Annotated in this window: 9 protein-coding genes; 4 read left to right on the top strand and 5 right to left on the bottom strand. The window is 36.2% G+C overall.

The genetic code is table 11. From position 1 onward, the window contains the following. Positions 1-3 precede the first annotated feature (3 nt). The 4 genes from MNY28_RS08165 to pta form a co-directional block, all read right to left on the bottom strand. Entirely contained in the window at positions 4-1,092 is a 1,089-nt protein-coding gene (locus MNY28_RS08165; protein WP_346389493.1) for a methyl-accepting chemotaxis protein, read from the bottom strand. A 340-nt stretch (positions 1,093-1,432) separates the two neighbouring features. Beyond that, on the bottom strand, positions 1,433-2,932 hold the full coding sequence (locus MNY28_RS08160; protein WP_346389492.1) for a tyrosine-type recombinase/integrase: 1,500 nt from the start codon (positions 2,930-2,932) through the stop codon (positions 1,433-1,435). 299 nt (positions 2,933-3,231) lie between these two features. Beyond that, on the bottom strand, positions 3,232-4,266 hold the full coding sequence (locus tag MNY28_RS08155; protein ID WP_151900842.1) for an acetate kinase: 1,035 nt from the start codon (positions 4,264-4,266) through the stop codon (positions 3,232-3,234). Beyond that, positions 4,263-6,347, bottom strand: a complete 2,085-nt coding sequence (gene pta, locus MNY28_RS08150; protein WP_346389491.1) for a phosphate acetyltransferase — start codon at positions 6,345-6,347, stop codon at positions 4,263-4,265. Before pta ends, MNY28_RS08155 begins: the two co-directional genes overlap by 4 nt. Before the next feature lie 316 nt (positions 6,348-6,663). Between pta and MNY28_RS08145 the strand changes: the two genes are divergently transcribed. Then, positions 6,664-7,008, top strand: a complete 345-nt coding sequence (locus tag MNY28_RS08145) for a YchJ family metal-binding protein (RefSeq protein WP_151900844.1) — start codon at positions 6,664-6,666, stop codon at positions 7,006-7,008. A 209-nt stretch (positions 7,009-7,217) separates the two neighbouring features. Here the strand turns inward: MNY28_RS08145 and MNY28_RS08140 are convergent, their stop codons facing one another. After that, on the bottom strand, positions 7,218-7,583 hold the full coding sequence (locus MNY28_RS08140; protein ID WP_346389490.1) for a GNAT family N-acetyltransferase: 366 nt from the start codon (positions 7,581-7,583) through the stop codon (positions 7,218-7,220). Between the two features lie 117 nt (positions 7,584-7,700). Between MNY28_RS08140 and MNY28_RS08135 the strand changes: the two genes are divergently transcribed. The 3 genes from MNY28_RS08135 to MNY28_RS08125 are packed head-to-tail and all read left to right on the top strand — an operon-like array spanning position 7,701 to position 12,679. Next, positions 7,701-9,473 (top strand): hypothetical protein, encoded by a 1,773-nt coding sequence (locus tag MNY28_RS08135; protein ID WP_346389489.1) that lies wholly within the window; start codon positions 7,701-7,703, stop codon positions 9,471-9,473. Beyond that, the gene (locus MNY28_RS08130; protein ID WP_346389488.1) at positions 9,463-11,415 is read left to right on the top strand and encodes an ATP-binding protein; all 1,953 of its coding nucleotides are present in this window, start codon (positions 9,463-9,465) and stop codon (positions 11,413-11,415) included. Before MNY28_RS08135 ends, MNY28_RS08130 begins: the two co-directional genes overlap by 11 nt. Beyond that, on the top strand, positions 11,408-12,679 hold the full coding sequence (locus tag MNY28_RS08125; protein WP_346389487.1) for a diguanylate cyclase: 1,272 nt from the start codon (positions 11,408-11,410) through the stop codon (positions 12,677-12,679). Before MNY28_RS08130 ends, MNY28_RS08125 begins: the two co-directional genes overlap by 8 nt. The last annotated feature ends 16 nt before the right edge of the window (positions 12,680-12,695 follow it).

Raw genomic sequence — 12,695 nt, 5'->3', positions numbered from 1 at the left:
TATTTATTCCCCCCCATTAGAGGTCTTTTCCTGTAATATTTTATCAAGTATTTTAAAAACATCCATACTGTTTTTCTCCATTGTTTCAAAATCTTCGAAGTATTGTTCAAAATGAAGATTTTGTTTCATTTTTTCAAAAATCTTTTTTGTTGAGTTATGCACAATGGCATGAGGAGACTCTAAAAATTTGTAGCTTTTTGTTTGTGAAAACTGTTTTTCTCCATCACCTTTCTCATACCACTTACCAAGTCTACAATTATGATGATCCACAAAAGAAAACTGCTCTTTTGCAGTTAAAATAGAATAGTAAGTATTGATTTTCCATAACACATGATCTAGTTTTGCCAAAGACATAAAAGTATGATTATTTGAAAGATACATTGTATCAAAAGTTTCAAGAAGTTGTAAAAAGTCTTGTTGTAAGTATCTACTTAATCGATTCATAGATTCATTGGAATTTTGAATTAAGCTTTGCATCTCTACAGATTGTTCTGAGACACTACTGACATCCTGCTTCATAGATTGCAATGAAAGTCCTATCTCTCCTACAGCTTTATCAGTTTTATCTGCTAGTTTTCGCACTTCATCAGCAACAACAGCAAAGCCTCGACCATGTTCACCTGCCCGAGCTGCTTCAATGGCAGCATTTAAAGCAAGCAAGTTGGTTTGATCTGAAATATCTTTAATGAGTTGTAGAATGAGTGAGATATCTTCTGTTTTGGAAGATAAGCTTTCAATATTTGTAATAGACTCATCCGCTAAAACTGTTAAACCCGATAATTTTTCTACAATTTCATTAATTCTCTCTATGTCCATTTTTATACTGCTTGAGAGTTCTGTAGTTTTTTCTAAACTGTTTTTAGAAGCATCAATAGCATCTGCCATATTTTTTTGTATATCACTAATGTTGTTTTTTAAATTATTGTTTTGTAATTGTGCAAGTGTGTCAAATGAAGAGTGCATACAAGAGGAATCAGTATCTTGCACTTTGAACTCTTGCAATTCCTTTGCAAGCTTATCATAAGATTCCTGTAACTTTTCATGTTCAGATAAAAGTTGATAATATTTTTCTTTGTATTTATTTTTAAACATCTATAATGCCTTATGTACTTTTAATTACTTAGGATTATAGTTAAGTATTGTGAAATTTATATTTATTATTTATAAAGTTTATTTCATAAATATTTTGATATTAGAATTGGCGGGTGTTTTTTAGTGAAATGAGTAAAAATTTAGCTAGTTAAATTAGGTGGAAATTGCACTTGATATTAGTATTGGCGTATTTTTTTCAAAAAGTTGTAAAATGTTACTGTAAGGGTCAGTTATATTGTCAGTAAAAATCCTATAAAATCAGCTGACAGTTATTAAATCAATTGCTTGAAAGTGCCTATTTTATGGGTATTTGAAGTAGGTGTATGGGGTAGAGGGATTCTTACTCTTCTAAAAATTCATTTACAAAACTGGACACATCATCTTTTGCGGTGGATGGAGCTAACTGAGAATATATTTCAGTTGTCCTTGTGGATGCATGATCTAAAACTTGAGCGATATGAGCGATAGATGTACCATTCATTGCTAAATGAGATGCAACAGTATTTCTAAATTCTTTAATTGTCAAATAATTTAAATATGATCTATTGCAATTGACCGTATAATCTAAAACTTCCTTCATCTTTGGAGGAAATGCAGTTATTGCTACACCTGAAGAACCTTCAAACAAAAATCTACTAGGCTCTCTATTATTTTTCACCCTAATCAATTCAGCTTTAATCACTGGACTTGCTATTGAGCTTGTAAAATTATGTTCAGTTTTAAAATTCCGTAATTGTATATTATTGTTCTCTAAGTCTATATCTTCTATCTTAATATTTAAAATAGTATCTCTTCTGGCAGCTGTCGATAATGCAAGAAGCGATATTAAATAGAGATAATTATGTACTTCAGGATTATCATATGTAACCTTTTTGACTTCTTTCAAATAGCTTTTGATCTCTTCTTTAGTTAAATATCTAGGTTTTACATTATTAACACTAATGTAGTTTTTATTACCTCTAAGTATATGAAACTGATTAAATATATTTAAATGTTTATGAGTATTTGCATATGTAACTATCGTACTAGCCATAAGCAATAACTCTTTAATGGATTTCCTTGATAAAATTCCGAGTAGAGCATTTAATTCATCAATTCCTAAAGTCTTGTCTTTTAAAAGCTTTTTTCTTGCTTCTGGAGAAAATCTATATTCCAGAACTCTATTTCTTTCTTTCAATACTTTAATCTTATTCTCTTCTCTCCAGCCACCATTTTTAGATTCAAGTTCTTTGATTTTAACAAGATTATTTTCATATTCCTCTTTTTCTCTCTCTTCAAGAGATAAATCGAGAGCTTTAGATTTTCTTTTTCTTTTTGGAATAAAACCTTGTTCATGCAACTTAGTCACATTACTTGAGTTTGATCGACGGTTATCTGCTCTTTGTTTGCTTTTTCTTAGTATAAAATCTTCTATATCATTCTCTGTAACTAAGTGTATATTTTTATTTGCAAAAGCTTCGTCTGAAAAATGATAATTGTATTTATTCTGCATAGCTCGTTTACTTTTACTCTTATTTTCATGAAAATAATATTCAGCAAGATCATTGAGTGTATAAACCTGTTTATCAACTTTTTTTCTAAGCATCTTAGGAATTGGTGAGTTTGGATTTTTTTCTAATTCTTTTTTTGCTTCAATTTCTTGACGTATTTCATTCAAACAATCCAAAGCTTTTCTTTTTGTCATCTCTGGTGCTACACCAACTTTTTTTCTTCTTACTTTGGACTCAATATCTCTAAATGTAATATAAAAAGCCAAATCACCATTCTTTAGTTTTTTAGTCAATATTCCCGAGTATTTACCACCATAACTATTATATTCTGACACTTTATTTTTCTCCAATACATAGAAAATATCTTCATTTATATGCTAAAATTGACTTCTCATTTCAGGACAACATTAGGACAACAATAATATCTAAAAGGACAACAAAATACAAGTTAGGACAACATTTTTCTATTTTATTTTAAGTTATTTTTGTTTACTTGGGTATTCTTCAAACCCCTAAAAATAGGTATTTTAATGGAAAAACCCCTAAAAATAGACATTCTGAAAAATAGTCTAAGAAAGAGAACGTAACTCCTCTTTAGTAGTTAACCTCACACCCCTTTTATGCAGGCTTTTATGCCTGTATGATTTTTCTATCTTTTTAAAACTTCCAAACACTCGTTTACTATTTGCAACTCTTCATCTGTTTTTATCACTAATGATTTTATATTTTTAAGTATTTTATTATTCATAACCGCTTCTCGAACATATGCAGAATTTTCGCCTATACCGCCGCTGAATATTATGGCATCCACATCCTCAAGCAACACCATATACGCACCTATATACTTTTGAATCCGTCGCACCATAATGTCGAGTGCCAGTTTTGCCGCATCATCTTTGCGGTTTTGTATCTTTCGTACATCATTTTCGCCGCACAAACCAAGCAGTCCTGACTTTTTATTGAGCATTTCATCTATTTCATTCGGCTTTACATGTAAAGACTCTTGCAGATATAAAACAATAGCCGGGTCAATGTCACCGCTCCTTGTTCCCATCACAAGCCCTTCAAGCGGAGTAAATCCCATAGAAGTATCGCAGCTTTTCCCGTTTTTAACAGCACAGGCACTTGCTCCGTTTCCAAGATGCAAGCTTATAATATTTGTATCTTCTGCTTTTTTCCCAAGCAATAATGCCGCTTGTTGCAGTAAATAGGCATGAGACGTCCCGTGAAAACCATAACGGCGGATTTGATGTTTTTCATACAGCTCATGGGGAAGTGCATATAAAAATGCCTCTTTTTTCAGTGTTGCATGAAAAGCCGTATCAAAAACAGCTATTTGGGGGATGTTTGGCGCATAGTGACGAACGACTTTTATACCTTCAAGATTTGCCGGATTATGCAAAGGTGCCAAAGGAATTAAATCACTTATAGCCTGCATAACCTCATCATCTATAAGAACAGAAGCTCTAAACTGCTCACCGCCGTGAACTACTCTGTGCCCTACTGCATCAATCTCTGCAAAGTTTACATGTAAAGACTCTATCGCCTCAAAATGGTTTGCTACAGGCGAATTTGGCTCGCCTATATGTTCTACAAGTTCGCTTTGCAAAATTTTTGCACCCGGCATTGCAAAAAGTTTGAATTTTAAAGAAGAACTTCCGGCATTGATTACTGCAACTCTCATTGGTTTTCCCCCGCTTGAATAGCCGTAATAGCTACGGTATTGACAATATCCTCCACCAGACAGCCTCGGCTCAAATCATTTACCGGCTTGTTGAGTCCCTGCAAAACCGGTCCTATGGCAATCGCTCCGCTTGAGCGTTGTACGGCTTTATAGGTATTGTTGCCTGTGTTTAAATCAGGAAATACAAATACCGTCGCCTTCCCTGCCACTTTTGAGTTCGGCAGTTTGATTTTTGCCACCTCTTTGTCAATTGCCGCATCATACTGAATAGGCCCTTCTACAAGTAAATCCGGTCGCTTTTGGCGTACAATTTTTGTGGCAGTTCTTACTTTGTCAACATCAGAGCCGTGCCCGCTCTCTCCCGTCGAGTATGAAAGCATGGCAATTTTTGGCTCAATACCGAACATTTTTGCACTTTGCGCCGATGCAATGGCGATTTCTGCGAGCGTTTGCGCGTCCGGGTCCTGATTGATTGCACAGTCACCGTACACAAGCACCTTTGTTTTGAGACACATAAAAAAGACACTTGAAACAACAGAAAATTCCGGTTTTGTTTTTATAATCTGCAAAGCGGGACGAATGGTATCTGCCGTTGCATGAATAGCACCACTGACCATACCGTCGGCATAACCGAGTTGTACCATCATTGTGGCAAAATAGTTCACATGTAACATTGCATCTTTGGCTGCCTCTTTTGTGATGCCCTTGTGTTTTCTCAGCTCGTAAAAAACATCCGTAAACTTTTCTATCAATGGGGATGAGAGATGATTGACTACAGTTGCCGCGGACAAATCAAGCCCCAAACGCAGATAACGCCCTTTGAGTTCTTCTTCATCACCTATAAAAATAATCTCTGCGACCCCTCTTCTTAAAATTATTTCTGCTGCCCTTAAAATGCGTTCATCACTTGATTCGGGCAACACGATTCTTTTTTTATTTTGCGATGCCATGTAAAAAAGTTTGTATTCAAACATCTGAGGTGTCATAATATCACTGTAGGCTGTTGCTATCTTTTCTTCTATGCTTTTTATATCCACACTGCTGTTAAAAAGTCCCAAAGCAAGTGCGATTTTTCTCTCAGAATGAGCACGCAGTCTTGAGTGCACTTTCATGACATCTCTTGCTGTTTCAAAAGTATCGGTATCGACACAGAGTATAGGCACTTTGAAGCTGTTTAGCCCTTCTATGAGCTTTTGAATATTTTTATTAAGCTTCATGCTAAAAGGAAAAATAATCGCAGCAATATTCGGATAACCTGAAGAGTGCAAGGCCCCAAAAAGCCCTAAAATAATGTCAGATCTGTCAGCGGGAACAATGACCAAATCTTCTTCTTCGATATGTTCTAAAAAATTATCGAGTGTCAATGCTGCAACTTTGACATTTCTTATCACTCTGGTATGGTCATAGCTCTCAAGCAGTATCTTTTTTGCGCCAAGCGTCTCTATCACATCTTCAATAGTAGGCAAGTTCAATTCCTCTACCTCTTTTAAAAAATAAATTGTATAAGGCACTTTTTCAAACATTTTTTGCAGCTGCTTGTACTTTTCATCATTGACACGGTTCACAAAAGTGGCAAAATGGGTACATCCCTCAGAAGTCAGATACTCATTTTCAATCAAAACATTTTCATATATCTCTTTTGTTGTGGCACTGTCGGCTTTAATGACGCTTATCACGGGTGCAGCAAAATTTTGGGCGATTTTGACATTTAAATCATAACTGATGGTCGAGGTTAAAAAAGAACGCCGAATCCCTTCACACAGTACAAAATCATACTCACGTTCAAGCTTTTTGAATTTGTCTATAAGACGGGTTATCAGAAGATTGTCCTCTTTTTTAGAAATCATCTCTTCGACTTCTTTAATGTCAAAACCATAACATGCTGCATAGTCTATATCGAGATTATAACGCTGCAAAATAAAGTCTATATCACCGTCACGTATGTTTTTGTCAAAGATTATCGGGCGAAAAAAAGCGACACGATGCAGTTTACGCTTGAGTATTTCCATCATGCCCATAGAGACAAAAAGTGTCCCTGCATTTTTTTCCTGTGCGGCAATATAGAGTGATTTTATTTTCATGTTTTTACCTTTTTGCTTACGAACAAGTTTATAAGCTTTCAGTCTGGGTTCCGTTATATCTCGGAATCGGTACTTTCTATGCTAAAGCATGACTTGTGAAAAAAACTAAATTTTTTTCTGCAGTGCCGACTGCTGTTACTTCCCTGCCATGCTCGCCCGCACTGAAGTACGGGTTCCAAACAAGATTATAAGCTTTCAGTCTGGGTTCCGTTGTATCTCGGAATCGGTACTTTAGTGCCGACTCTCAAGGCTATAAAAGTCTGAGTTCTGAAATGGTTCAATATACAGTATAATTCTATCTAAAAAACGGAACCTTATGACACCAAAAGAGTTAATGATAAGCAGATATGAGGCATTTGTAAAAAAAGACTGGGAATATTTGGCACACACTTCTGTTTCACAGACAGTTGAAGATTTGCGACATACGCCTGCATTAGAGTGGCTGAGGCTTGATGTGTTACATGTAACGGCAGATACGGTCGAATTTAAAGCCTATTACAAAGAAAACGACACCTTACATGTACTGCATGAAAAAAGTTTTTTTGTGCAGAAAGATGGCCAATGGAAATATAAAGACGGAACACTTTACAACTCCAAAATAGAGCGAAATATCAGCTGTCCCTGCGGAAGCGGCAAAAAATACAAAAAGTGCTGTGGCTGAATATTTGTTTGTTATGCAGGTTTTACACAGTTAAGACACAAAGTCGGCACTAAAGTACCGATTCCGAAATACAAAGGGACCCATCCTTCAGGGTGGGCTGAAAGTGGCAGGAAAGCAACAACAGTTTTTTTTTGGAACCCGTACTTCAGTGCGGGCGAGCATGGCAGGAAAGCAACAAACAGTCGGCACTGCAGAAAAAAACCAAATTTTTACACTTGAATAACATTTTTTCCTTGCCATTTGAAGGAGAGTACAAGTTTTTCGCAGGCGGCAGTTTTGGCATAATCCTGCAGATACTCCAGCATCATTTTAGCATAACCTTTTTCACGATATTTTTCATCCGTGACCAAATCAAAAACATAGAGATGTCTTTTATGGCAGAGGCTTGTCTGCACCGCTGCACCTCCGTAGCATACCAGTTCACCGCGTTCCAGAATACCGAACATCTTATATTCCATGTGTCGCATATCGTATATAAGGTCTTCAAATTCATCGTAGCTCAGCTCTGTGTAAAGCTGTTTTACCAGGTCATACACGGGATAAAGTTCTTTGAGTGTCATTTCTCTTATTTGCATAATGTTATTGTAGCACATAATAAGAAGCTAAAGAAACCCGTACTTTTAACGCTCAAATGTGTATTTAAGAAAGTACAAAAGTTTTCTGTTCTATAATGAAAAGAAAACGGGAAGAATATGAAATTTATACAGCTTTTTTTACTCTTTGGGATATTTTTATACGCTTCGGTAAAAACACCTTCTGATGTCTATTCTCAGTCTATTGTCCTCAAACAGATGGTTGAAGAACTGCGCAAAGAAAACGGCATCACAAAACCACTTAAAGAGGTTGAACAGCAACATAACAAACTGCCGCGGCATGTTATTCAAAAAACACTTGAGGTGTTGACAAAAGTAAACAAATACAGAGAAATACACAACTTTGGTCCTATTGCCATTCCGCCTGTTCCTCCAAGAAAAATTACCCCGCAGGATGTATATAACAATGTCATACGACTAAAAGAAGAGATTCACTACCTGCTCAAAAACCAAAAAAAGTACTTTGCTTACAAACAGTACAAAGACAAAACACCGAGTGATGTTTACCAGGTACTCTGGACAGTTTCTCTTGGTTTTGATGAGTTGCTGGGACAGGGATTTACCCCAAGTGATGTCTATATCCAGTCACAGCAGATTCTTGAGCGCATTGAGTTTTTACGCTCTTCACAAAGAGAGTACAGTGATGTAAAAATGCCGCCAAAACGACCAAACCTTCATCCGAATCATGCACTCTATGCCTCAATAGATTTGATAAAAAAGATAAGTGAAGTTGAAAAAAAACTCTGGATGACGCCCGTACCTGTACCAAAAGCCAAGCACAAAGTCATCTCTCCCACAGAAGTATATGACTCTCTGCAAACCGTCAAAGCAGAGCTTAACAGACTCTCTCGCCGTTTGGGAATAGAAAGAAGCTTTCCACCAAAAAAACTCCAAACAAAAAAGACACCTTCGGATGTCGTCCAAAATCTTGAGTATGCAAAAGCACTTCTGCCTGCTTTTGATTTTTCTCATCCGCTCAATCAGTATCCACAAAAATCACTTACCAAAACACCTAATGAAGTTTATGCTCTCAGCGAATATATTTTGCATAAAATTATGCGAATCAAAGAGAGAAGAGGCATCCAGCTCAAAGCGAAAAAAGTACCGTATGTCTATGGACTTGAGCCTATTTATGTCTATGTTAAAGGACTTGAAGATTTGGAAAAAACAGCAAAACTAAAATCACTCGAAGGATTTTACCCCTCACAAATCCCTGATGCACCAAATACAAAAATAACACCAAGCGAGGTATATGAACTCATTTTACGACTTGATGATGAAATCAACCTAGTTTACAATACAAAAAAATATAATTATAATTTTATCTCCTACAGAAACTACCTCGAGAAAAAAATATACCAGGACAAGACACCTTCTGATGTTTATAATCTCTTATGGAAAATATCGTATGAACTTGATACAATTTTAAACCAGGAGTATACTCCGAATGAGACCTATATTCTTGCTGTCAAACTCTACAAAAACATCCAGACTGTCAGTTATCATTTGACGCAAAAACAGATACTTGTTCCTTTGCTAAAGTATGAATCAAAAGCTCCCTCTGATGTCTTTATGCAAAGTCTGCAACTCATGCAGACACTTACAAAAATCAAAAAAAGAGGCAATCTCAACTCAGCAACACTTACTATTCCGCGTGACAAAATCATCACACCAAACTCTGTATATAATGCCTTGCGCCTCATCAGCGGGACTGTTTCAGAACTGCGCGTTTACTATAATATACAAGAGCATACAACTGCGCTCTCACAAAAAACACCAAAGAACAAAACACCTTCAGATGTTTTTAGTGTCTTAGAGGCAACAAACAAACTCGCACAACAAATTCTCAAAGACAGTACCTATGCGCATTAGTCTCTCAACAAAGGTTGCCATCGGCACTTTTATTATTGCCACGGTCGGAATACTTGTGATTGTCTTTTTATCTTTTTCTCTTATGATGCAGTATTCAAAAGAGAATTCCCTTGAACATCTCAACTTTGAGCTCAAACAAAACAAAGAAAGTATTCACAATGACATCCAACAGGTTATTTATGATGCAAAAGTTCTCTCAAAAAATGAAGATGTTGCAGCATATTCGCGGGCATTTTACAATCCTTACAATTATGATAAAAAAACAAACAGAACTTTAGAAGGAATAGAGTCTTCTCTTGAAAAAAACTTTATCGCTCTTTTATCGCACAACGATGCCTATTTCAACATCCGTCTTTTATATAAAACCGGTTGGGAACTCCTTGTCACATATAAAGACAAACAGGGAGTACATATTCAGAAAAAGAGTCTTTTGCAAGACAAAGCAGCAAAAAAATACTTTCAAGAAACAATAAAACTCCATCCGGAAGAGGTTTCTGTCTCAGATATAACACTCAATGAAGAGTATGGACAGCTTTCCTATCCGCTTACGCCGACTATTCGCATCTCTTTACCAATATATATTGACAAAAAACTCTTTGGTATGCTCATCATCAATGCAAATATCAATAAACTTTTTCGGGTGATTAAACAATATGATGACAAAAACAGCCCTAAAAACATCTATCTTGCAGACAAAAACAAATACTATATTTACAATAAGGACCAAAGCAAAACATTCGGATATGTGTTTGGGCACAAAGACTACAGGCTTGATTATGATTTTGATCTGAGTAAACAGAGTTATTATAAAGACGATATATTGTTTACCTATACAACACTTCACTATACAAAAGATAAATTCATATACATTGCACTGACATCTACAAGCAGTTTTTTACAAAAAGACTATGAAAATTTTATTCGCTCGCTTGCTCTTTACAGTTTGTTAGTCTCCCTGCTTATTGCTTTGATCTCACTTATACTTGTCCGCCGGCTTATTACACCACTCAGTAAAATCACCCAGGCTGCAAAAGCCATTGCCGATGATACGTCAAAAAACAACATTGACTTCAATACTATTCATACGCATGATGAAATCGAAGAGTTGGCAAATTCTCTGCAGATTATGCTTCAAAAGTTAGAAGAGTCAAAAAAAGATGTCGAGAAAAAAGTCAAAGAACGCACAGAAGAACTTAACAAACTCAATGAAACACTCGAACAACTGGTGAAAGAAAAAACAAATGAAAATATCAAACAGCTTGAAACACTCCAACAGCAGAGTAAACTTGCATCCATGGGAGAGATGATAGGCGCCATTGCCCATCAGTGGAGGCAACCCCTTAACGAGATAAGCATAGCCGTCCAAAATCTCAAATATGATTATGAAGACGGATTAATTACAAAAGAGTACCTTGATGACTTCATAAAATCAACAAAAAAAGTAATTCAGTTTATGTCCGATACCATTGACGATTTTAGAAATTTCTACCGGGTTGACAAAACTCAGGAACGCTTCAGTGTAAAAGAAGCGGTACAAAGAGTTCTTTCTATTCAAACAGCGCAACTGCAAAACAACAATATCAAAGTTACGCTGCTTGGTGAAGATTTTGAAACAGTCGGGTACAAAAATGAACTGCAGCAGGTTATTTTAAACCTTATAAACAATGCAAAAGATGTTTTGCTTGAAAGAAATATCAGTGACGCTAAAATTACAATTATTTTAAAGAATCATACAGTAATAGTACGTGATAATGGTGGCGGAATCACTCCAGAGGTTATAGACAGGGTTTTTGAGCCCTACTTTACGACAAAAGAACAGGGCAAAGGAACAGGGATGGGTCTGTATATGTCTAAAATGATGATTGAAGAAAATATGAACGCAAAACTGAGCGTAAAAAACACCGGAGAAGGTGCAGAATTTAGGATAGACTTTGATGAGTAAGAATGATATTGCTATATTGTATGTGGAAGATGAAGTACATGTAAGAGAGATGCTCTCACGCTTTTTGCAGCGTTTTTGCACTAAGCTTTATATTGCAAAAGATGGAGAAGAGGGGCTGTCTTTGTACAAAAAGCACCATCCGGATATTGTTATTTCAGATATCCGTATGCCAAAAATGAGTGGACTCGAGATGGCTGAAGCCATCAAAAAAATCAATCCTTCCCAACTTATTATGCTCATAACAGCCCACAATGACAGTGAATTTTTACACAAAGCCATTAACCTTGGAATAGACGGCTACATTCTCAAACCGGTAGATTTGGATGCTGTGAATGAAAAATTAAAAACTCTTATACAACGCATACAAAATGAAAGAGCGGCGCAGCAGCTCAAAGAGAGCGAAGAAAAGCTAAAACTTCTTTCACAGGCTGTGGAACAGATGCATGAAATGGTACAGATTACAGATGTTGACGGAAAAATCATTTATGTAAATCCTGCTGCAACCGAGAATACGCAATATGAAGAGAATGAACTTATAGGAAAAAGCAACCGTATACTCAAATCAGGAGAACATTCAAAAAAGTTTTATGGTAATTTATGGAAAACTGTTTTGGACGGGAAAACCTACCAGAATACTTTAATCAACAGAAGAAAAGACGGAAGTCTGTACTATGATGAAAAAATCATCTCTCCCATAAAAGACAAAGATGGAAAAGTGCGCTACTTTGTCTCCACAAGCCGTGATATAACACAACGGGTTGCCCTGGAAAAAGAACTTCAAAAACTTGCAACCAAAGATGCGCTTACAGGTCTGTATAATCGATATAAAATGTCAATACTTATAGAAGATGAAATAAAAAGAACAAAACGCTACGGTGAAGTTTTCAGCCTTCTTATGCTTGACATAGACAAATTTAAGAATGTCAATGACACCTATGGACATGATGTGGGCGATTATATTTTGCAGGAGTTGAGTCGTATTGTTTTGCAAACCATAAGAAAAACGGACAGTTTCGGACGATGGGGCGGTGAAGAGTTTATGCTGCTGGCCCCCCATACAAATACACAACAGGCTATGGAACTTGCCCAAAAAATACGTAAAAGTGTAGAAGAACATCCTTTTGAACATGTAGAAAAAATCACAGTAAGTATTGGCGTTACAGAGTACATAAACGGAGAAAAGGAAACATCACTCTTAAAACGCGTTGATCAGGCTTTATACGAGGCAAAAGCTTCCGGGCGCAACCGGGTAGTCTTTTTTTAACCATATTTTAGATATA

The sequence above is a fragment of the Sulfurimonas sp. NWX367 genome, assembly GCF_039667065.1.
GTDB lineage: Bacteria > Campylobacterota > Campylobacteria > Campylobacterales > Sulfurimonadaceae > Sulfurimonas > Sulfurimonas hydrogeniphila.
Note: the sequence above shows the minus strand (reverse complement) of the source record. Positions and strands in the feature narration are given on the sequence as shown.

Excerpts from the sequence above, each read along its gene's own strand:
- MNY28_RS08145 (WP_151900844.1), top strand. The coding sequence starts at position 6,664 with ATGACACCAAAAGAGTTAATGATAAGCAGATATGAGGCATTTGTAAAA.
- MNY28_RS08125 (WP_346389487.1), top strand. The coding sequence starts at position 11,408 with ATGAGTAAGAATGATATTGCTATATTGTATGTGGAAGATGAAGTACAT.
- pta (WP_346389491.1), bottom strand. The coding sequence starts at position 6,347 with ATGAAAATAAAATCACTCTATATTGCCGCACAGGAAAAAAATGCAGGG.
- MNY28_RS08130 (WP_346389488.1), top strand. The coding sequence starts at position 9,463 with ATGCGCATTAGTCTCTCAACAAAGGTTGCCATCGGCACTTTTATTATT.
- MNY28_RS08155 (WP_151900842.1), bottom strand. The coding sequence starts at position 4,266 with ATGAGAGTTGCAGTAATCAATGCCGGAAGTTCTTCTTTAAAATTCAAA.
- MNY28_RS08135 (WP_346389489.1), top strand. The coding sequence starts at position 7,701 with ATGAAATTTATACAGCTTTTTTTACTCTTTGGGATATTTTTATACGCT.
- MNY28_RS08165 (WP_346389493.1), bottom strand. The coding sequence starts at position 1,092 with ATGTTTAAAAATAAATACAAAGAAAAATATTATCAACTTTTATCTGAA.
- MNY28_RS08140 (WP_346389490.1), bottom strand. The coding sequence starts at position 7,583 with ATGCAAATAAGAGAAATGACACTCAAAGAACTTTATCCCGTGTATGAC.